This window comes from Herbaspirillum sp. CAH-3, assembly GCF_009668275.1.
Lineage (GTDB): Bacteria > Pseudomonadota > Gammaproteobacteria > Burkholderiales > Burkholderiaceae_D > Herbaspirillum > Herbaspirillum aquaticum.
In genome coordinates this window covers 249819-270538 of sequence record NZ_VSWE01000006.1, presented here as the reverse complement: position 1 = coordinate 270538, position 20720 = coordinate 249819, and the positions used below count along the sequence as shown (strand labels likewise).

Here is a 20720-nt window from a genome sequence, read left to right as displayed (position 1 = left end):
GCGCTTTCTTTCGCCGCATTGCAAAAAACCTCCCCAAGAGAAGGGGAATGTGATATTTACTTCACCCAAGGGGGACGCGCCACAACCATAAAAGATCGGTGCGCCATCGACAAGGGGCGCAAGCCCGGCCAGCAATCGCCAGGTGGTACCGGATTGCCTGGCAGCAAGGGATTCATGGTTCATTCGGCGATAAAGGGTCAGGGTGTGACGCAAAGAAGCAGGGGTTCATGGCACGGCAGGGGGCGATTCTGAAGCAATCGTCCTTGCAACGGCTATTCATCTTGCCGTTCATTTTCCTGATGGTCTGTCTGGTGCTGACCATCGGCTGGTTTCTCTATCGGGCAGGCGATGACGCCACCGAGGTACTGGCGCGCAATGCCCTGACCGAAGTGATGGGGCGCGTGAGCCAGGCCATCACCCGGCAGACCATGGGCGCGCGCGAAACCTTGAATGTGGTGGCGCCACAGTCGGTGCCGCCGGCCGAGGCGGGCCAGGCACCGGCCAACCTGCCTTTCCCCAAGAGCCGCAAGGAACTCGAAGAGCGGCTGTGGCTGGCCAATTCGCTCTTCGATGAGCCCAGCTACGTCTACTTCGGCGGTGCCGACGGCAGCTTCCTGGGCATCAAGCAGGAGCAGCCCAGCGTCTTCATGTACAGCGTGCGTGAGCCGGGGCAGAAGAACTTCGTCTATTACCTGCGCGGGCCCGGTACCGAAATGAAACTGGTCGCCGAGCAGGACTACGAGCCGCGCAAGCGCCCCTGGTACGTGCAGGCGGTGCAGCAGGGCCGCGAGACCTGGTCGCCGGTGTATATCGATTACCGGGTCAAGAACATCGTCGGCATCAATCTCTCCAAGCCCATCTTCGATGCCGACGGCGCCCTGCTGGGCGTGGCCAACAGCAGTATCGGGCTGCAGCAGCTCACGACCTTGCTGCACCAGGTACCGCTGTCGGCCAACGGGGTGGCCTTCGTCACCGAGATGAAGGGCGACATGGTGGCCACTTCCCTGGATGAACCCATCTACCAGGCCGGCGAGCAGGGCGGCGAACCGCTACGGCTCAATGCCAGCCAGAGCAGGTCGCCTCTGGTGCAGCAGGCGTACGACGAAGTGCGGCGCTATCTCGGCGCGCACAGCCCCGAGCCCGACAAGCTGGTCCTGCTCGGTTCGCGCAGCCAGGGCAGCAAGATCGAAGTGGCGTTCCGCCTGCATCGCGATCCGGCCGGACTCGAATGGCTGGCCATCAGCACGGCGCCGCGCTCGGACTTCCTGGGCTCGGTCACCAGCGGCGTCTACCAGACGCTCATTTTGGGCTTGCTGGCGGTGTGCCTGACCTTCGTGATCGGTTTCCTGCTGCTGCGCTGGGTGCTGCGCGATATCCGCAAGCTGACCCTGGCGGCCAAGAGCATCGGCAACGGCAGTCCGTTCCCGACACTCAATATCGATCGCAACGATGAAATCGGCCAGCTGGCGCAAAGTTTCGTGGAAATGGAGCGCAACCTGCGCACCGACCGCCTCACCAATGTCCTGAACCGTGATTCGCTGATCGCGCAGATCGATTTCCGCCGCCGCAACAGTTCGCAGGCCGTACCGCTGCATTTCGCCTTGCTCTTCATCGACCTGGATCGCTTCAAGGCGGTCAATGACGAATACGGCCATGACGAGGGCGACAAGGTTCTGGTCGCCATTGCCGAGCGTTTGCAGCACAGCCTGCGCCACGACGATTCGGTGGCGCGCTTTGGTGGGGACGAATTCGTGGTCTACCTGCACGGTGTGACCGAGATGGAAGTGGCCCGCAGCATCGCCGACAAGATCCGCCATGCGGTCAACAAGCCCATCGAAGGGCGGGATGGCCAGCAGTACACGGTCGATGCCTCGGTGGGGGTGTCGCTCTATCCGGACGACGGGCTGGACGTGGAAACCTTGCTGCGGGTGGCCGATTCACGTATGTTCGACCAGAAGCGCCTGCATCGCATCCTGTCGGTGTGATTTGCCTTCAGCTGCCCCACCCACCATCGAACGCCCGGAGAACCCCATGACCCTTGCCAGCTTTGCCACCTGCGACCTGTGCGACGCCAATGAAGACAAGCTGGCCGCCGGCACGCTGCACGTGCTGCCGCCCATCTTCGCGTCCTTCGGCCGCAAGCAGGCCTTCGCCGGTCCGGCGCGCACGCTCAAGGTCTTCGAAGACAACGTGCTGGTGCGCAAAACCCTGGAAACGCCTGGCAATGGCGACGTACTGGTGGTCGATGGCGGCGGCAGCCTGCGCTGCGCCCTGGTCGGCGGCAACCTGGCACAACTGGCCCAGGACAACGGCTGGGCCGGCATCCTGGTCAATGGCTGCGTACGCGATGCAGCTGAACTCAATGCCTGCGAGGTCGGCATCCGGGCGCTGGCGACCCATCCCCAGCGCAGCTTCCGCAAGGGCGCGGGGGATGCGGATATCAAGGTCGGCATTGCCGGCGTGGCCGTGCATCCGGGCGACTGGATCTATGCCGACGTGGATGGGGTGCTGGTCTCGCGCACCGCGCTTTGAGCGTTTTCCTTCACCTTCGAGAGCAAGCTCCCAAGCCCGCCGCGTGCGGGCTTTTGTTTGGGCATCGAGAGCCGCTCAGTCTGCGGGCTTGCGCAGCACCCGGTCGATGGCCTCGGTCTGGCTGACAATTTCCTTCAAATCCTGGTTCAGCAGGCTGGTACGGCGGCGCAGGTTGTCCCAGCCGGACCAGGCGCTGGCCTCGGCCGGCACTGGTTCCGGCGTGACCGGGCCGATCAGTTCGATCTTGCCTGACAGGGCCTTGTCCTCAGCCGCCTCGGGCGACACCACCACGGCACCGCCCCGTTTTCTCGGCTTGGGTGCCAGCAGGCGCTGGGCTTCTGCCAGGTGCTGGCTGGCTTCCAGGTAGGTCTCCTCGATCAGCCTGGCCACCGCGCTTTGGGGCATGTTTTCCTGATGCCGCCGCAGCATCAGGCGCAAGGCGGCGATATGGGCGGCCACCAGGTAGTTCTGCACGATGAAGCGGTTCAGCTCACGGACCGCGCGCTGCTTGGTGGCTGGTTCATCCATCATGCGCACCAGCGCCGAGATGAGCGCGGCCAGGCTGTCCATGAAGCCCTTGCGGCAGACCCGGTAGAAGAAGTCATCCTTGACCTTGCCCTCCAGCAGGTCGCGGCTGGCGGTGAGATAGCGCTGGCTGGACTTGAGCACGTTGCGCAGCAGCTTGGGCAGGTCGCGGTACTCCCAGGCCGGCAGCACGTAGCTGAACACGGTGGCGATCACGACGCCGATGAGGGTATCGATGAGCCGCTCGCCGATCACGCCCTGGTGGCCGGCCGGTACCAGCAGGTTGAGCAGCATCAGGATCTGCACCGAGGCGGCAATGGCGGTGTAGCGGTACTTGATGTAGGTAAAGGCGGGGGCTGCCACGCTGGCCGCAAACAGCACCGCCAGCTGGCCCAGCGGGTTGTGCACGAAGCGCAGGATCAGCATGGTGATCAGGCAGCCGATCACGGTGCCGATCAGGCGGTCTGCCATGCGCTGCTTGGTGGCGCTGAAATTGGGCTTCAGGATGATGACGATGGTCAGCACGATCCAGTAGCCGTGCGCCATGTAGGGCAGCAGCCCGGCAATCCACAGGCCCGTGGTCACCGCCAGCGCCACCCGGATGGCAAAGCGGAAGATCGGCGACTGCCAGCGCAGGTTCACCAGCAGCATGTTGAACTTGAATTTCTGCTGGGTCAGGAAGGGCGTCATGTCCGAACCCGGCAGGATGGGCAGCGGATCGACCGGATTTTGCGTGGCCTGGTGCACCTGGCCGATGAACTCGATGATGTCGCGGATCTTGTTGTAGGTCACGCGCAGCAGGGTGAGCGCTTCCTGCGAGGCCTGGCGCGGACCGGGCTGGGCCAGTTCCTGCATCTCGAACTGCACCGCGCGCAGCTCGGCCTTGTAGTTCACGCTGGGTTCGGAAGCCTTCTTGCGGGTGATCGCGTAGGCGATCGATTCGATATCCTGTGCTGCCTTGGTGGCCAGGTCGCGCAGGAAGATCATCACGTCGGTCTCGCCGAAGTGCTGGCGCAGGAAGGCGTAATCGGCGTGGGTGGAGAGCACCTGTTCATACAGCTCCAGCATCGACAGGTGCACCTGCACCAGCAGGCCATCCTGCTTGGTATGCAGGTCTCGCAGGATCAGGTCGCGCGAGGCCTGCTGCTTGTCGGCCACCACGATCTGCTGGCGCACCAATTGGTTGAACTGGCTGGCCAGGTCATGCTTGACGTCATAGAAATCAGCCTTGATGCGCAGGTAGCGCGCCAGCTCGAAGAGCGCTTCGGCCAGCACCTGCTGCTTGATGCGGCGGCGCAGGAACCACGATACCGCCATCGAATAAGCCAGGTAGCCCAGCCCGCCGCCTAGGAACAGGCCGGCATGCAGGAAGGCATCGGCGATGGGGACCTGGTTTTCCATCGACAGCGTCATCACCATGAGTGCCGCGAACTGCAGCGGCATGGTCTTCTTGCCATAGACCACCATCATGCTGGCGAAGAAACTCACCACCACCATCATCGCGCTGACCAGCCACGGCACCGGCGCACAGAGGCTGATGACCAGCATGACCACCGTGCAGAGCAGCACCCCCGCCAGCATCTCGTTGAACTTGTGGCGCAGCGGGCTGGGCAGGTCCATCAGGCTGGTACAGAGCGCACCGAGGAAGACCGTCATCGTGGTCGGCATGTCAGCCACGTTGAACACCAGGAGGGTCAGGCCGACCACCCCGATCGCGATTCGCACACCCGTATAGAAATAATGACTGAAGAGGAAGGTGCGAATGTCCAGGGCGTAATGCATGTAGACGGGACGGCGTTGCATCGCCGCTTTGGAATGAGTTAGGCGCTTATTCTCTGCCTTCTTTTGCATTTAGACAACCGGACCGCATTACGAAGATAAAGGCAGTTCTGGCGGCAGAAAGATGACGGGAAAAGCGTGCTTCAGGGACTTCGGCGGGGCAGCTGCTGCTGTAGATGCCTTCACCAAAGATCGCTTTCTTATGAACGAAGTGCGTGCAAGAGGTTTCATTTCTTCGATTTTTTACGATACGAAATCGTCGTTTCGTATTGTGAAAAACGCCGGTGCGCTGCATCAAAAATCTTTTTCATTGTCCGGATTTTCGTTTCGTATCGCAAAATCATGAATGTAAGTGTCTGTTTTTATTGATATAAAAATTTTACAGATATCTTATATAAGACATTGTTGCTCTGCTTCGCCAGGCCTACTATGAAGTCATGGAATCAACGATTTCATCCGGTTTCAAGCCACTTCATATTGACCAACAAGGAGATCCACATGAGCACACGTGAACAGCAAATCCAGGCCCTGGAACGCGACTGGGCAGAGAACCCGCGCTGGAAGGGCATCAAGCGCAACTACAGCGCTGCCGACGTGGTCCGCCTGCGCGGCTCGCTGCAAATCGAGCACACCCTGGCCAAGCGCGGTGCCGACAAGCTCTGGAACCTGGTCCACAACGAACCCTTCGTCAACGCCCTGGGCGCACTGACCGGCAACCAGGCCATGCAGCAGGTGAAGGCCGGCCTGAAGGCCATCTACCTGTCCGGCTGGCAAGTGGCTGGCGATGCCAACCTGGCCGGTGAAATGTATCCCGACCAGTCGCTGTACCCGGCCAACTCGGTGCCGATGGTGGTCAAGCGTATCAACAACACCTTCGCCCGTGCCGACCAGATCCAGTGGTCCGAAGGCCGTGACGACATCGACTTCTTCGCGCCCATCGTGGCCGATGCCGAAGCCGGTTTCGGTGGTGTCCTGAATGCCTTCGAACTGATGAAGTCGATGATCGAAGCCGGTGCCGCCGGCGTGCACTTCGAAGACCAGCTGGCCTCGGTCAAGAAGTGCGGCCACATGGGTGGCAAGGTGCTGGTGCCGACCCGCGAAGCCTGTGAAAAGCTCAACGCCGCCCGGCTGGCTGCCGACGTCATGGGCACCAAGACCCTGGTGATCGCCCGTACCGATGCCGAAGCCGCCGACCTGCTGACTTCCGACGTGGATGCCAACGACAAGCCCTTCCTGTCGGGCGAGCGTACCGTGGAAGGCTTCTTCAAGACCCATCCGGGCATCGACCAGGCGATCTCGCGTGGCCTGGCCTATGCCGAGTATGCGGACATGGTCTGGTGCGAAACCGGCAAGCCGGACCTGGCTTTCGCCAAGACCTTCGCCGAAGCCATCCACGCCAAGTTCCCTGGCAAGCTGCTGGCCTACAACTGCTCGCCGTCCTTCAACTGGAAGAAGAACCTGGACGATGCCACCATCGCCAAGTTCCAGCGCGAACTGGGTGCCATGGGCTACAAGTTCCAGTTCATCACGCTGGCTGGTTTCCATGCGCTGAACTACTCGATGTTCAACCTGGCGCACGGCTATGCCCGCAACCAGATGTCGGCCTTCGTGGAGTTGCAGGAAGCCGAATTCGCCGCCGCCTCCAAGGGCTTCACGGCGGTCAAGCACCAGCGCGAAGTCGGCACCGGCTACTTCGACGCCGTGACCCAGGCCATCCAGCAAGGCCAGTCGTCGACCACGGCCCTGCACGGTTCGACCGAAGATGAACAATTCTTCGATGACAAGGCCAAGAAGGCCGCCTGACCCGAGGTGATGCCGAAGTTTGAGTGAATGTGTGTGATGTAACGCCGGCCCGCATCCTTGCGCGGGCCGGCGGGGAGATCCCCGAACTTGATGCCGCACTCCACAAGAGTGCGGTTTTTTTTCGTCCGCCGCCCTGAAATCAGGTGTCCAGGATCAGGGACGATGCAGGCGGCCGTCGCGCAGTTCGAATACCGTCTGCCCCAGCGCTTCCACATCGGCCGGGTCATGGGTAATGAGCAGCATCGGCACCTGAAGGCGCGTCTGCAGCTCGGCCAGCTCGGCGCGCATGCGCTGGCGCAGGGACAGGTCCAGTGCCGAGAAGGGTTCGTCCAGCAAGAGCATGTCGGGTTCGGCCACCAGTGCGCGCGCCAGCGCCACCCGCTGCCGCTGGCCGCCGGAAATCTGCGACGGGCGGCTGTGGGCGATGGTGTCCAGTTCAAAGGCTTGCAACCACTGGCGCACCGCCGGGTGCTCGGCCGGCCGGCGCAGGTTGACGCTGCCGCGTGCCAGGCCGAAGGCGATGTTCTGCGCCACCGTCAGATGCGGGAAGAGGGCGTAGTCCTGGAACAGGTAGGCGACGTTGCGCTCCTGCACGCGCACATCGATGCCTTGCGTGCTGTCGAAGAGCGTGCGGCCCTGGATGCGGATGTGGCCGCTGTCAGGGCGCATCAAACCGGCGATGGCCTTGAGGGTCAGGCTCTTGCCCGAACCCGAAGGGCCGTATAGCACGATGCGCTGGCTGTTTGAGGCCAGGGTGATGTCGAGCGAAAAGACGCGATCGGCGGCGCGCAGCTCTTTCTGAAGGTGGAGGTCGACGCTCACGTAATGGTTCAGGTGTCAGGTAGCAGGAGGGAAGGTGAAGCAATCTTACCGGAGCGGCAGCTGGGTGCGGTCCGGCATCAGGCGCCCGGCCACCATCAACAGCACGATGCAGGTGATCGAGGTCACCACCACCAGGAACGTGGCAGCTGCGTCGTCGCCCGCCTGCACGGCTTCGTAGATAGCCACCGACAGGGTTTGCGTGCGTCCCGGCAGGTTGCCGGCCACCATCAGGGTGGCGCCGAATTCCCCCAGGGCGCGCGCGAAGGCCAGCAGCACGCCCGCCATGATGCCGCGCGTGGCCAGGGGCAGGCTGACCCGGAAGAATACCCCGGCTTCGGACACGCCCAGCACGCGGGCGGCGTCTTCGAGCTGATGATCGACGCTCTCGAAGGCTGCGCGCGCGGCCTTGAGCACCAGCGGAAAGGCCACCACGGTAGAAGCCAGCACCGCTCCCTGCCAGGTGAAGACCAGCTGGATACCCATGCCCTCCAGCCAAGCCCCGAAGGTGCCGCGTCGGCCGAACAGCACCAGCAGGTAGTAGCCCAGCACGGTCGGCGGCAGTACCAGCGGCAGGGTCAGGATGGAATCGATGAAATCCCGCAGCGGCGAGCGCCAGCGCGAGAGCCCATATGCAGCGGTCACGCCCAGCACCAGGTTGAGCAAAGTCGCCAGTCCAGCGACCTTCAGCGAGAGCAGCAGGGGTGTCCAGACCGGATGCATCAGGCGCGCCGCGGCAAGTGATCAGGGCTTCTGGAAGCCATGGCGAGCCAGCACCGCCTGGCCGCCGGCCGAGAGTACGTGCGCCACGAACTGCGCGGCCAGTACCGGCTGCCTGGTACCGGCGGTCACCGCGATGGGATAGGTGGCCGGGGTGGTGGAGGGGATGCGCAGGGCCACCTTGACCTTCTCCGGCATGACCGCCGCATCGGTGGCAAAGACGAAGCCGGCGTCGACTTCGCCCCGCGCCACGTAATCCAGGCTGGTGCGTACGTTCTCTGCCATCACGCCCTTGGCTTGCACTTGCGTCCACAGTCCGGCCTGCTCCAGTGCGGCCTTGGTGTAGCGGCCGAAGGGGACGGAGGCCGGATTGCCCAGGGCGATGCGCTGGTAGCCATTGCCGGCAAGGTCCGCCAGCGTCGCCGGTTGCGCTTTGGCGTCATGCAGCACGATGACCACGATCTGGTTGGCGGCGAAATTCTTGCGGGTGGCCGGATCCACGGCTTTTGCGGCGGCGGCCTTGTCCATGGCGGTCTGGTCAGCCGAGGCGAAGACGTCGGCCGGGGCACCGCGCACGATCTGCTGCATGAGGATGTCAGAGGCACCAAAGTTGGTAATGACCTTCACTCCCGGATGCTGCTGTTCGAAACTTTGTGCCAGTTCCTTGAAGGCATTGGTGAGGCTGGCCGCAGCCGATACTACCAGGTCGGTGGCCTGTGCGGCAGAACTGGCCAACAGCAGCGCAGCGGCGCCAGCGGCACCCAGGGCGGCTTTGAGGCGGGAGGTCTTTAGCATCGTGCAGTCCTTGGTCGCAATAAATGAAGAAATGGGCAAAAAAGGTAAGCCGGGCAGGCCGCCGAAATATACGCAAGGATATAACGAACGTCAAATGCGTGCAGCCGCCTGGCCGCAGTGGACTGCCCGCTAGTACAATCACGCGCATGAATGATTCCAAGACCCTACGAGTGCGCGTGATGCAAGGCGAGACCATCGCCTTCGGCCCGGGGAAGGCCGACCTGCTGCAGGCGATTGCACAGACCGGATCGATTTCCGGGGCGGCGCGCGAGATGGAGATGTCCTATCGCCGCGCCTGGCTGCTGGTGGAGGAAATGAACCGCTGCTTCACCAGCCCGCTGGTGGCGACTGCCACGGGTGGCGCACGCGGGGGCGGGGCGGCAGTCACTGAGCTGGGCCAGGAAGTGCTGGCGCGCTATCGCCGCATGCAGAAGAAGGCGGCGGCCAGCATCGCCGCCGACCTCAGGCATCTGCAGGGCTTGATGAGCACCGCCCATCCGGAGGGCGACGACGACCATGCATGAGCTGTGGATCAAGTACCGGCTGCGGGTACTCAATGCCTGCCGCGTTTCCGAAAACCATTCCATGCTGCTGTGGGGCGCGCTGGCCGGCTTTGTCGGTGCGCTGGCCACCATCGCCTTCCGTGAATGCATCGCCCTGCTGCAGATCTGGCTGACCGGGCATGATGGCAGCTTCGTCGATATTGCCAAGGGGCTGTCCTGGCCGGTGCGGGTGCTGCTGCCCACCTGCGGCGGTGTGATCGCCGGCTTGTTCCTGGTGTGGGCCAAGCGCACCCCGGCCGGCAATGGCGGCGACTACATGGAAGCGGTGGCCATCGGCGATGGCGCCATTCCGGTGCGCAATACGCTGTTGCGCAGCATTTCCTCGCTGGCCTCGATTGCCTCCGGCGGTTCCATCGGCCGTGAGGGGCCGATGGTGCAGCTCTCGGCACTGTGCGCCTCGCTGGTGGGCAAGTTTTCGCACTTTCCTTCATCCCGCCTGCGGCTGCTGGTGGCCTGCGGGGCTGCAGCAGGCATTACCTCGGCCTACAACGCGCCGATTGCGGGCGCTTTCTTCATTACGGAGATTGTGCTCGGCTCGCTGGTGATGGAAAGTTTCGGCCCGGTGGTGGTGGCCTCGGTGGTGGCCAACATCACCATGCGCGAGCTGCCCGGTTATCGCGCCGCCTACGAGATGCCGTATTTCCCCGAGATCGGCGGCTGGGAAGTGCTGCTGTTCGTGGTGCTGGGCGTGCTGGCCGGGATCCTGGCGCCACGATTCCTGCGGGTGCTGGAACTGGGCAAGCAGGGCTTCGGCAAGCTGAAGTTGCCGCTGCCGGTGCGGCTGGGTGTGGGCGGGCTGCTGGTCGGGCTGATTTCCATCGAAGTGCCGGAGGTCTGGGGCAATGGCTACAGCCTGGTCAATTCGTTGCTGCATACCACCTGGCTGTGGCAGGCGGTGTTGATGGTGCTGGTCGTCAAGGTACTGGCCACGGCCATCACGGTCGGTTCGGGCGCGGTCGGCGGTATTTTCACGCCGACGCTCTTCGTGGGGGCGGCGGTGGGCTACCTGTTCGGGGATGCGGCGCAGGCCTTGCTGCCTTTCCACATGTCGCAGCCCTTCGCCTATGCCATGGTGGGCATGGGTGCCTTCCTGGCGGCCGCCTCCTATGCGCCGCTGATGGCGATCCTGATGATCTTCGAAATGACCCTGAGCTACCAGGTGGTGCTGCCGCTGATGCTCTCCTGCGTGGTGGCCTATGTGGTGGCGCGCAGCACGGACGGGCGCTCGATGTACGAGATCACCCTCAAACGCCACCGCGACAACGAAGAACGGCTGCGCCTGCGCGGTACCCACATGAGCGAACTGATCCGCCCGGCCGAAACGGTGCTGGCCGAGACGGCCAGCCTGGAGGAGGTCAGCGCGCTGTTCCTGAAATACCCGGTCAAGTACGTCTACATCGTCGATGCCCATGAGCGCTACCAGGGCGTGGTGGCCTTGCAGGACATCACTTCCTGGCTGCTGGACAAGAAGGAACCGGCAGGCCGGGTCGCACGGGACTTCCTGCGCCCGCATTTCCTGCATGAAGTCACGCCGGACATGTCGTTGGGCGAGGCACTGCAGCTGTTCCTGGATCACCAGGGGGAGCGTTTGCCCGTCATCGCCAGCGCTGAAGACCCGCGCCTTTTGGGGGTGGTCTTCAAGACCTCGCTGCTGGACGCCTATTTCCGCCTGGATCGCGCCGGCAACTGAGGGCAGGGGAGAGCCTGCTGACTCCTGCGTTGCAGCTGCTGGCACCGCCGTTGTTTGTAACAATGGCGGAGGTGTCCGACAACTGCTCACTTATCCTTGATAAAATGCGAAACATTCCACCTCAACGGTGGTCGTGGCGCAAGGCGCAAGCAAGCGGCGCTGCCACCCGATTTCAACCCCCCATCCTAGAAGTGAATTTTCCATGCTGAGTTATCGCCACGCTTTCCACGCCGGCAACCACGCCGATGTCCTGAAGCACATGGTGATCATCCAGTTGATGCGCTATCTCGGGCAGAAAGACCCTGCCTACATGGTCATCGACACCCATGCCGGCGCAGGCGTCTATGCGCTGGATGGAGATTACGCCAGCAAGAACGCCGAATATGAAACCGGCATCGCCAAACTGTGGGACCGCAAGGACCTGCCGGCGATGGTGAAGGAATATGTCGATCTGGTCAGGTCGCTCAATCCCAGCGGCAAGATGCGTTATTACCCCGGTTCGCCCTACTGCGCCGAGAAGACCATGCGCGAGCAGGATCGGCTGCGCCTGTTCGAAATGCACCCCAGCGAAGTGAAGGTGCTGGAAGACAACTTCCGCAAGCTCGAAGCCCACGCCGCCGCCCAGGGCCAGCGCCCGGCCGCGCGCGGCAAACGGGTGATGGTGTACCGCGGCGATGGTTTCCAGGGCCTCAAGGCCTTGCTGCCGCCGCCGTCACGTCGCGGCCTGGTGCTCATCGATCCGCCCTATGAAGACAAACGCGACTACAGCCATGTGGCCCAGGTGCTGGCCGATGCGCTCACGCGCTTCCCGACCGGCACCTATGCGGTGTGGTATCCGGTCCTGCAGCGCAACGAGTCGCGCCAGTTGCCCGAGCGCTTGAAGCGCCTGGGCGCCAAGAGCTGGCTCAATGTCACGCTGGCCATCCATGGCCCGGCACCGGATGGATTTGGCCTGCACAACAGCGGCATGTTCATCCTCAACCCGCCGTGGACGCTGGAAGCCCAGTTGAAGGAAGTGATGCCCTGGCTGATCGAGGCGCTGGGGGTGGATGACACTGCCGAGTATGTGCTGGAGTCCGGCGAAAACTGACGCAATAAACAGCAGATTTGTGAATATCTGTGAGTTTTTTCGCTTTGAGTAGTCTGGATGTCGCTGAAACCATGCCAAATCGGCATACAATAAGCGGATTGCTTCACGTCAAGATTGATCGCAACGCCAGGGGCCCCTGAAAAACCAACCATGTCAGACCAGTCAGCCGATCCAACCGTTTCGCCCCTTCCTGCGCACCAGGCCCTGGATTTCTTCCTGGCGCGCCAGCCCATCCTGAGCCGCGACCAAGACCTGATCGGCTATGAACTGCTGTTTCGCAGTGCTGCCTTCGGTCCGGCCAATGTGAAGGATGACGTCACGGCCACGGCGGCCGTGATCGCCCATGCATCCGAGCTGGGCTTGTCCAACGTGATCGGCAACCTGCACGGCTTCATCAATGTCGATGCGGCTGTGCTGATGAGCGACTTCATCTATTTCCTGCCGGCCGACAAGGTGGTGCTGGAGATCCTGGAGACCGTGCGCGTGACGCCCGAACTGGTGACGCGGGTGCGTGAACTGGTGGCCGCCGGCTACGTCTTTGCGCTGGACGACGTGGTGGCCGAGTCGCAGGAGATCGAAGAGCTGCTGCCGCTGGTGAAGATCATCAAGATCGACGTGATGGAAGTCGATCCCAGCAAGCTGCTCAAGCTGTCGGTGCATTTCAAGCGGGCGCAGAAGGAACTGCTGGCCGAGAAGGTCGAGAGCCTGCAGGTGTTCAATGACTGCATGACGTTCGGCTTCGATTATTTCCAGGGCTATTACTTCGCCAAGCCGATGATCCTCCAGGGCAAGAAGCTGGAAGCCTCGAAGATGATCATCATGCACCTGCTCACGCTGCTGGTGCGCAATGTCGACAACGCCGAGATCGTGCGCTACATCAAGCGCGATGTGGCCCTGTCGCTCACGCTGCTGCGGCTGGTCAACACGCCCGTCTATGGTTTCCAGAAATTCATCGACTCGCTGGGCCAGGCGCTGATCGTGCTGGGCCGCCGCCAGCTCAAGCGCTGGCTGCAGATCCTGCTGTTTGCCAATACCGACAAGGACCGCGCCCATTCCATGTCGCCGCTGATGATCCTGGCGGCCACGCGCGGCAAGATGCTGGAACTGATCACGGCCAAGATCCGTCCGGGGCGCCGCAAGATGTCGGAGATGGCGTTTACGGTCGGCATCATGTCGCTGGTGGATGCACTTTTCGGCATGAGCATGGAAACCGTGCTGCGCCAGATCACCGTCAGTACCGAGATCCGCGAAGCGCTGCTGCGCCGCACCGGTTTCTATGGCACCGTGCTGCGCCTGGTGGAGTGCACCGAACTGCGCGCGCCGGACCAGGCGGAGATGCAGCGCCTGCTGGACGAACTGCAACTGTCGGCCGATGATTTCTTCGCCGCCGAAAAGCAGGCCTTCGAATGGGGCAACAGCATCGCCAACAACAATATCGGGCAGCAGGCCAGCATGCAGATGTCGCCGCCGCCGGAGGGCTATATCGATGACGATGATGACGATGACTGAATGCGCCGCTGCACCGGGAGCGCACGTGTTGTCATGACGGGAGGGCTGCGTTTGCAGCCCTTTTCATTTTCAAGCGCGACAGGCTGAATCTACTTGCTCCGCATGCGGGCCACCAGCCGGCGCAGCAGCCGCAACAGGCGAGAGGACGGCGCGCCCGGGCGCATTGCCATGCGGGCGGCCAGCTTGCCCTTGAATTCCCCGATGGCGGACTTGACCGCCTTGATCAGGCGCTGCACCTGCTGCCAGCCCGCCGTGGCCTGCAACTGTGCGGTGAGCCTGGCTTTGAGCTCCAGCAGCCGGGTGTGATAGCGCTGGAACCAGTCCAGCGACAGCAGGCTGCGGCGGGTGAGCGCATAGATGCGCGCCACCAGCGCCGTACCCAGCACCTTGGCAGTGAGCACGATGATGAGGCCCAGGCTGGGGTGGCCATGCGCGATGGACATCAGCGCCAGGATCTTCACCGGCAAAAGCAGCAGGGTCGGTGCCAGGAAGATCAGCAGGGCGGCGTAGGGCGAAAGCCGTTCCACCCAGCGTTGCAGCCGGACCAGCCAGGGCCATTCAGGGATGCGCGCCAAGACCGCCTGGGTTGCGTCCCACAGCCATTCTTCCAGCATCAGCAGCAGGGCTGCGGTGTAGATCAGCGGTGCGAGCAGGCGCCGGCGCCAGCGGGGCGGCCGGCGCGGCGGCAGGGTCGGGTCAGTCATCCAGCAATCAGACGGCGCGCGCCTTGATGAGCGAGAGCCAGCGGTCGCCCCATTTCACGTCGCTCATGCAGGAGGCATAGCCGGTGACGGTGCGGGCGGCGCGCTCCAGCAGCTGGATGTCGGCCTCGTGCTGGCGTGCCACGTGCGGGTCTTCCAGGAACAGCACGCGGCGGCACTGGCGTTCCAGGATCAGTTCGGCGATCTGGGCATCCCCGCCCAAGGGGCCGGAGAGGAAGGGCTTGACCCAGTTGCGGCCAGCTTCGCCTTTCATCTTCACCGCCAGCTGGTTGAGCAGGCCGCCGGTGGTGCCGGTGGCACAGCGGAAGGCAAACTGGTCGAGTACCTCGAAATGCTTTTCGGCCAGCTCCAGCATGCGCGTTTTCATGGCGTCGTGGGCGATCAGGGCGATGCCTTCGTCCTTCAGATGGAAACGGTCGTCCAGGAAACTGTCGGGCGCGGCCCCGTTGGCCAGGGCTTCCAGCTCGAACCACTCCTGGGCACCGGCCAGGGTCGAGAGGAAGGGCTTGCCGTGGATCACGCACTGGCGCTTCAGGGCCACCGCTTCCGGGAAGGTGGAAGAAGGGTCGACCGGATCGATCAGGTAGATCACCGCATCGAGCGTGCGGGCGGGATCGGGATCGACCGTGCGCGACACCAGCTTCATGAGGCCACCGTGCCGGCCATAGGGAAAGCGCACCAGGTGCTCATAGCCGGGCAGAAGATTCATTTGGCCGATGGCGTCCAGCGTGCGGCCGACCACGATCAGTTCGGGTTGCAGGCTTTCGATGCGATGGCGCGATCCGGTCAGCAGCTGGACCAGGGCGGAATCCGAGGCGTCTTGATGGGCGCGGTTGGCGATGAGACCGATGCGATAGCGGGGAGCGATGGAAGACATGGGCGCAAGCAGGCGAGTTGGAGGACCTGGCATGGACGGCATGCGCAGGTGCGAGTGGAGATTATCGCCGAGTGCGCTCCAAAGGGCGAGTCCGGCAAATGCCCCGCGCATTAATCGCCGCAACTGTACCGTTGCAGGCGCTCGCATGCGGCTACAATAAGCGTCAACCTGCATACCAACCCCACTCCAGCATGAACAAGGCTTTTGTAAAAGAATCCGACGGTGCCGACGACGATGATGAAATCGCCTTGCCGGCCATTCCCGCCGGCAGCAAGAACTACATGACCCCGCAGGGGCATCAGCGCATCAAGGATGAGCTGCTGCACCTGATCGATGAAGAGCGTCCGGAAGTGGTGCGCGTGGTGTCCTGGGCCGCCTCCAACGGCGACCGTTCCGAAAACGGCGACTACCTCTACGGCAAGAAGCGCCTGCGCGAGATCGATCGCCGCATCCGCTTCCTCACCAAGCGGCTGGACAATGCCGAGGTGGTCGATCCTTCGGTGCATCACGGCAGCGACCAGATCTTCTTCGGCGCCACCGTCACTTACGAAAACCAGCGCGGCGAAGCGCATACCGTCACCATCGTGGGCATCGATGAACTCGATCCCTTGAAGGGGCTGATCAGCTGGATCTCGCCGGTGGCGCGGGCGCTCACAAAAGCCCGCGAGGGCGATGAAGTGGTGCTGCAGACACCGTCGGGGGTAGAGCAGCTGACCATCCTGGAAGTGACGTATCCGGCGCCGCAGTAGCGCTTGTCCTTTTCCCTTGTTGACGGCGGCCCGGCGTGCAAATTGCATGCGGGCAGGCTGTCGCCGCGTGCGCCACTTGCGGCGCCCGGCATACCGAATTTCAATCTTCCACGAGAACGTTTCATGTCCATCGTTTTTGCCAGCCTGAATCATCCGCAGCGCGTCGTCCTGGCTGCCGAGGTGCATTCGCGCCCCTTCTTGCAGCTCACCCGCTCGGAAACCCTGACGCACCTGGCCGTCTACGTGCGCGAAGACGGCAACAGCGGCCGTCACGCCAGCGCCCAGCATGCCCTGCTGGACGAACTGTGCGCGCACTTCGGCGTCGTCGCGCCGGGCGGCGAGGCCAAGCACTTCTATCATGACTTCGGCCGCTTCCGCCTGAAGTGGGAATGTCATACCGAGTTCGCCACCTACACCTTCGCCCAGGCGCATGAGGAAGAACTTGGTACGGACCAGGCCTTTGCCCGTGCGCCGCTGGCGCATATCCCGCAGCAGTGGCTGCTGGGACTGAAGGGCAAGCTCATGGTGGCCGCGCATGTGGTGGTCGAGCCGGGGGCCGACGATACGGCTGCGACGGCGCGCCAGATGCAGCGCATCTTCGAAGGCAAGCTGATGAGTTCCAGCAAGGTCTTGCAAGGGGGCGAGATCTGGACCGATTTCCAGATCCAGTCCGATGGTTTCTCGCGCTTCGTGGTGCGCGATATCGGACTGCGCGAATTGCAGGGCGGACGCCTGGCGCAGCGCATTCTTGAAATCGAGACCTATCGCATGATGGCGCTGCTGGGTTTGCCGCACGCGCAGCAGTCCGGCCCCTTGCTCAACGAGATCGAAGGCGACCTCGCTGCGCTGACCGCCGCCATGGTGCAGTCCGAGCAATCCACCAGCGGCACCCCGGAGGAGATGGCCGAGGATGAACGCATCCTGCGCAAGATCACCGGGCTGGCGGCGCGCATCGAGAAGCTGTCGTTGGAGAACAGCTATCGCTTCTCGGCCTCGCAAGCCTATTTCCGCCTGGTGCAGGCGCGTATCGAGGAATTGCGCGAGCAGCGCATCGAGGGAGTACCGACCATCGGCGAGTTCATGGAACGCCGCCTGGCGCCCGCCATGAATACCTGCCAGGCCATCGCCCGCCGCCAGGAAGCGCTGGCCGAGCGCATCGCCCATACCAACGACCTGTTGCGTACCCGCATCGGGATCGTGCAGGAGCGCCAGAACCGCCAGATCCTGGAATCCATGAATACCCGAGCCGCCCAGCAGCTGAAGCTGCAGCAGGCGGTGGAGGGCTTGTCGGTGGCGGCGATCTCGTACTACGTCATCGGTTTGCTGGGTTATGCCGGCAAGGCGGCCAAGGCGGCCGGCCTGCCGATCAATCCGGACCTGGCCACCGGGCTGGTCGTGCCGGTGGTGGCGGCCTGCGTCTGGCTGGGCTTGCGCCGCATGCACAAGGACCTTGGCAACCATTGACGATGTTCCAAAGCGAACGGGGCGCACCGCCTTGGCGATGCGCCCCGTTGCAGGGAGATGTTCAGGCGAGGATCAGACCGCAGCGTTGATCTTGGCTTGCGCATCGGCCACGGCGGCCTTGGCGGCTTCTTCGCCCATGGACACGCCTTCTGCGACCACCAGTTCCACATCGGTGATGCCGATGAAGCCCAGCGCGCTCTTGAGGTACTTGCCCTGGAAGTCCAGCGCTTCCATCGGGCCTTCGGAATACTTGCCGCCGCGCGAGAGGATGATGATGGCCTTCTTGCCGGTGACCAGGCCAACCGGGCCGGTCTCGGTGTACTTGAAGGTACGGCCGGCGCGGAAGACGTGATCGATCCAGGCCTTCAGGGTCGACGGCGGGGCGAAGTTGTACATCGGCACGCCGATGACGATGGTGTCGGCGGCCAGCAGTTCGTCCACCAAGGCGTCGGATTGCTTGATGACTTCGGCTTGCTCGGCGCTGCGGGCATCGGCCGGGGTGAAATAGGCACCCAGCAGCGATTCGCTCAGGTGCGGCAGGGCATTGGCCGCCAGGTCACGGTGGATGACTTTGCCGCCGGGGTTCTTGGCTTGCCATTGCTGGGCGAAGGAAGCGGTCAGCTCACGGGAGATGGAACCGCCGCTGCGGGCGCTGGAATCGATGTGCAGGAGAGTGCTCATGGTGTGTCCTTTCGTTGTTCGGTGGGCAAGGCCTTCGGTGAACGCCTTTGCATTGGGGTCAACGATACCCAGTTTTCATTTCTTCCAATAGATGCGAGAATCGCATTTCACTGATCCATTTTTGGTGGGAATCGATTATCGCCATGCTAGACCTCAACGACATCTGGCTCTTCGTCCACGTAGTGCGGGCCGGCAGTTTCGCCGCTGCCGGGCGCAAGCTGTCCATGCCGCCCAATACCATCAGCCGCCGCCTGCAGGCGCTGGAGGCGGCCATGGGGGTGCGGCTGCTGCAACGCTCCACGCGCCAGCTCAACATGACGGCAGCAGGGCGGGAGTTCTTCGAGCGCTGCGCTCCGGGCCTGGAAGACATCGAGCACGCCAGCGCCAGCCTCACCGAAAGCCAGGGCGAGCCCTCCGGCAGCCTGCGCGTAGCCGCGCCGGTGGACTTTTTCGACAATTTTTCCATCGAGTGGATGCATGAGTTCATGCATCTCTATCCCAAGGTGCAGCTGGAGTTCGTGCTCAATGACGGACGCGCAGACTTGATCGCCGAGGGCATCGACCTGGCTTTCCGTGGCGGGGTGCTGCCCGACTCCAGCCTGGTGGCGAGGAAGCTGGTGCAAAGCCATATGGCCCTCATCGCCAGTCCGCGCTACCTGGAGCGGGAAGGCACGCCCCAGGCGCTGGCCGACCTGGTGGGCCATGCCTGCCTGGCCACTTCGCAGGCGCCCCAGCATACGGTGTGGAAGCTGGAAGGGCCGCACGGTCCGGAGAGCGTGCGGGTGGTGCCGCGCCTGTGCATCAACACCGCACAAGGGCAGCTGCGTGCGGCGCGGGCAGGATTGGGCATTGCGCTGCTGCCGACCATGCTGGCCTCCGAAGACCTGCGCAATGGCAGCCTGGTCAATATCCTGCCGGACTACCAGCGCGACACCATGGGCTTCTATGCCGTCTACGTGCACCGGCGCCAATTGCCCAGTGCGGTCAGTGCGCTCATCGAATTCTTCGCCGACAAACTGGAGCGCGGCATTGCCGACAAGGGCGCGCAGGCCTGCCAGGAGCAACTGGAACGCGAGACTGCTGCGCTTTCCCTGACGCCGAGAGCGGCCTGAGCGCAGCTCAGAATTCCACGGCCTGCTCGCCCAGGGCGTAGCGGCGGCAATGTTCCAGATAGGCGCGCTCATGGTTGGCCACCAGGTCGACCACGCTGCGCCATAACCAGGACGGCACTTCCAGCGTCTTCGAGCGTTGCCGTGCCAGCTCCGTATGCCACGCGCGGCAAGTCGCTTCGTCCATCTGGCGGGCATGCGCCTGGCCTACTACGCGGGCCAGGTAGCGGGCCGCCCGCAGGGCTTCTTCCTGGCTGACGTGATCGATTTCCAGTTTCAGGTCCTGCGGCAGCAGTTCGCGGACGAAGACGGGACGCTCCAGCAAGCGTGTGGCCAGCATGCGTGAACCCAGGTGCGGCGCCAGGTGGCGGGCCCCCGTGACAACCCGCTCGGCATTGTCGCGCGGCATGCCGGCATCGCGGTAGCGGGGTGCAGCGGCGGTGACGGCTTCCTTGATATCGAAGAGACACAAGTCGCTGCTTTCGCTGGCCTGTTGGTTCACATCCAGCAGCACGGCAAAGCGCAGCAGGCCCAGGGAGCTGCATCCCTTCATCCAGTAGGCGGTATCGAGCATCTTGATGGCGGCATCGTCCTCGCGATGCCGCAAGGCGGTCAGCAGCGCGCGCGCCGGCGCCGATTCCACCAGCGCGGTGATCTCTTTTCTTTCCTGCCGCGAGGCCGGCCAGAAGCGTTTGCCCAGCGGGATATGCACGGTCTTGCCTTGCATGCGTTCATGCGCCAGTTCCTTCCAGGTGCGGCGATGGGCGGTCTTCAGGGCTACGCGTACGGACTGCGGTTTCTTGCCCAGGCGCAGGTCGTCGCCGGGCCGGAAGGCAGATTCATATCCCTCCACCAGCACTTCCATCATCTTGGCCGTGATCACGCCTGGCAGGTCCGAACTGCGCGCGGCCATGGCCAGCGACAGTGCCAGGCGGATCAGGTCGTGCGATGGGTTGCCGATGACGGTCTGGTCAAAGTCACGAATCTGGATGTCGATCTTGCCCTCGGCATTGGCCACCGGACCCAGGTTGCCGATGTGGCAGTCGCCGCAGATCCAGATGGCCGGGCCTTCGGGCAGGCTGCTGGCCCGGGTCTCGTTGAGCCAGTTGTAGAAGCGCAGGGTGCTGCCGCGCACGTAAGCGTGGGCGGAGCGGGCCATTTTGAGGTTCTGGGCGGTTTTCAGGATGTCCTGGCGTGCAGAGGGCCGAGGCGTCCTCGTGAGCAGTTTTTTTGGCATGGCGATTTATATTATTTATATGAATTTCTTCTGCGGGCGGATGAGGCCCAAGGTCG

Annotated in this window: 19 protein-coding genes; 11 read left to right on the top strand and 8 right to left on the bottom strand. The window is 63.3% G+C overall.

Going from position 1 to position 20720, the window contains the following annotated elements:
• Nucleotides 1-299: 299 nt before the first annotated feature.
• Nucleotides 300-1985: a diguanylate cyclase gene (locus FYB76_RS10030; RefSeq protein ID WP_195724612.1), complete on the top strand. Its 1686-nt coding sequence runs from the start codon at nucleotides 300-302 to the stop codon at nucleotides 1983-1985.
• A gap of 46 nt (nucleotides 1986-2031) precedes the next feature.
• Complete coding sequence (rraA, locus tag FYB76_RS10025; protein ID WP_088753801.1) at nucleotides 2032-2532, top strand: ribonuclease E activity regulator RraA; 501 nt, start codon at nucleotides 2032-2034, stop codon at nucleotides 2530-2532.
• A gap of 75 nt (nucleotides 2533-2607) precedes the next feature.
• On the opposite strand, the gene FYB76_RS10020 is transcribed toward rraA, so the two are convergent.
• On the bottom strand, nucleotides 2608-4839 hold the full coding sequence (locus FYB76_RS10020) for an FUSC family membrane protein (protein WP_088754027.1): 2232 nt from the start codon (nucleotides 4837-4839) through the stop codon (nucleotides 2608-2610).
• Nucleotides 4840-4960: 121 nt separating this feature from the next.
• On the opposite strand from FYB76_RS10020, the gene FYB76_RS10015 reads away from it, so the two are divergent.
• A complete protein-coding gene (locus tag FYB76_RS10015; RefSeq protein WP_154133554.1) occupies nucleotides 4961-5182 on the top strand; it encodes a hypothetical protein in 222 nt (73 codons plus the stop codon).
• A 152-nt stretch (nucleotides 5183-5334) separates the two neighbouring features.
• The gene (gene aceA / locus FYB76_RS10010; protein WP_034333643.1) at nucleotides 5335-6639 is read left to right on the top strand and encodes an isocitrate lyase; all 1305 of its coding nucleotides are present in this window, start codon (nucleotides 5335-5337) and stop codon (nucleotides 6637-6639) included.
• A gap of 153 nt (nucleotides 6640-6792) precedes the next feature.
• Here aceA and FYB76_RS10005 read toward each other — a convergent pair whose 3' ends face one another.
• From FYB76_RS10005 to modA, 3 genes are read right to left on the bottom strand one after another with little or no spacing between them, the layout of a single operon-like run.
• Nucleotides 6793-7461, bottom strand: a complete 669-nt coding sequence (locus FYB76_RS10005) for a sulfate/molybdate ABC transporter ATP-binding protein (protein ID WP_370516337.1) — start codon at nucleotides 7459-7461, stop codon at nucleotides 6793-6795.
• 45 nt (nucleotides 7462-7506) lie between these two features.
• Complete coding sequence (gene modB, locus FYB76_RS10000) at nucleotides 7507-8181, bottom strand: molybdate ABC transporter permease subunit (protein WP_154133552.1); 675 nt, start codon at nucleotides 8179-8181, stop codon at nucleotides 7507-7509.
• A 21-nt stretch (nucleotides 8182-8202) separates the two neighbouring features.
• Nucleotides 8203-8973, bottom strand: a complete 771-nt coding sequence (gene modA / locus FYB76_RS09995; protein WP_154133551.1) for a molybdate ABC transporter substrate-binding protein — start codon at nucleotides 8971-8973, stop codon at nucleotides 8203-8205.
• Nucleotides 8974-9119: 146 nt separating this feature from the next.
• On the opposite strand from modA, the gene FYB76_RS09990 reads away from it, so the two are divergent.
• The 4 genes from FYB76_RS09990 (at nucleotide 9120) to FYB76_RS09975 (ending at nucleotide 13825) form a co-directional block, all read left to right on the top strand.
• A complete protein-coding gene (locus FYB76_RS09990) occupies nucleotides 9120-9497 on the top strand; it encodes a winged helix-turn-helix domain-containing protein (RefSeq protein ID WP_088753806.1) in 378 nt (125 codons plus the stop codon).
• On the top strand, nucleotides 9490-11226 hold the full coding sequence (locus FYB76_RS09985; protein WP_154133550.1) for a ClcB-like voltage-gated chloride channel protein: 1737 nt from the start codon (nucleotides 9490-9492) through the stop codon (nucleotides 11224-11226). Before FYB76_RS09990 ends, FYB76_RS09985 begins: the two co-directional genes overlap by 8 nt.
• A 202-nt stretch (nucleotides 11227-11428) precedes the next feature.
• Nucleotides 11429-12316 (top strand): 23S rRNA (adenine(2030)-N(6))-methyltransferase RlmJ, encoded by an 888-nt coding sequence (locus FYB76_RS09980; protein WP_154133549.1) that lies wholly within the window; start codon nucleotides 11429-11431, stop codon nucleotides 12314-12316.
• Nucleotides 12317-12466: 150 nt separating this feature from the next.
• A complete protein-coding gene (locus FYB76_RS09975; protein WP_154133548.1) occupies nucleotides 12467-13825 on the top strand; it encodes an EAL and HDOD domain-containing protein in 1359 nt (452 codons plus the stop codon).
• A gap of 89 nt (nucleotides 13826-13914) precedes the next feature.
• Here FYB76_RS09975 and FYB76_RS09970 read toward each other — a convergent pair whose 3' ends face one another.
• Nucleotides 13915-14529, bottom strand: coding sequence for a hypothetical protein (locus FYB76_RS09970; protein WP_088753810.1), 615 nt, complete (start codon nucleotides 14527-14529; stop codon nucleotides 13915-13917).
• 7 nt (nucleotides 14530-14536) lie between these two features.
• Nucleotides 14537-15424 (bottom strand): methylglyoxal synthase, encoded by an 888-nt coding sequence (locus FYB76_RS09965; protein WP_121039877.1) that lies wholly within the window; start codon nucleotides 15422-15424, stop codon nucleotides 14537-14539.
• Nucleotides 15425-15615: 191 nt separating this feature from the next.
• Between FYB76_RS09965 and greB the strand changes: the two genes are divergently transcribed.
• Complete coding sequence (gene greB, locus FYB76_RS09960; protein WP_088753812.1) at nucleotides 15616-16173, top strand: transcription elongation factor GreB; 558 nt, start codon at nucleotides 15616-15618, stop codon at nucleotides 16171-16173.
• A 123-nt stretch (nucleotides 16174-16296) separates the two neighbouring features.
• Nucleotides 16297-17637 (top strand): DUF3422 family protein, encoded by a 1341-nt coding sequence (locus FYB76_RS09955; RefSeq protein ID WP_088753813.1) that lies wholly within the window; start codon nucleotides 16297-16299, stop codon nucleotides 17635-17637.
• A gap of 72 nt (nucleotides 17638-17709) precedes the next feature.
• Here FYB76_RS09955 and FYB76_RS09950 read toward each other — a convergent pair whose 3' ends face one another.
• Nucleotides 17710-18318, bottom strand: a complete 609-nt coding sequence (locus FYB76_RS09950) for an FMN-dependent NADH-azoreductase (RefSeq protein ID WP_154133547.1) — start codon at nucleotides 18316-18318, stop codon at nucleotides 17710-17712.
• A 143-nt stretch (nucleotides 18319-18461) separates the two neighbouring features.
• Between FYB76_RS09950 and FYB76_RS09945 the strand changes: the two genes are divergently transcribed.
• On the top strand, nucleotides 18462-19430 hold the full coding sequence (locus tag FYB76_RS09945) for a LysR family transcriptional regulator (protein WP_154133546.1): 969 nt from the start codon (nucleotides 18462-18464) through the stop codon (nucleotides 19428-19430).
• 7 nt (nucleotides 19431-19437) lie between these two features.
• Here FYB76_RS09945 and FYB76_RS09940 read toward each other — a convergent pair whose 3' ends face one another.
• The gene (locus FYB76_RS09940) at nucleotides 19438-20664 is read right to left on the bottom strand and encodes a DUF2252 family protein (protein ID WP_154133545.1); all 1227 of its coding nucleotides are present in this window, start codon (nucleotides 20662-20664) and stop codon (nucleotides 19438-19440) included.
• Nucleotides 20665-20720 lie beyond the last annotated feature (56 nt).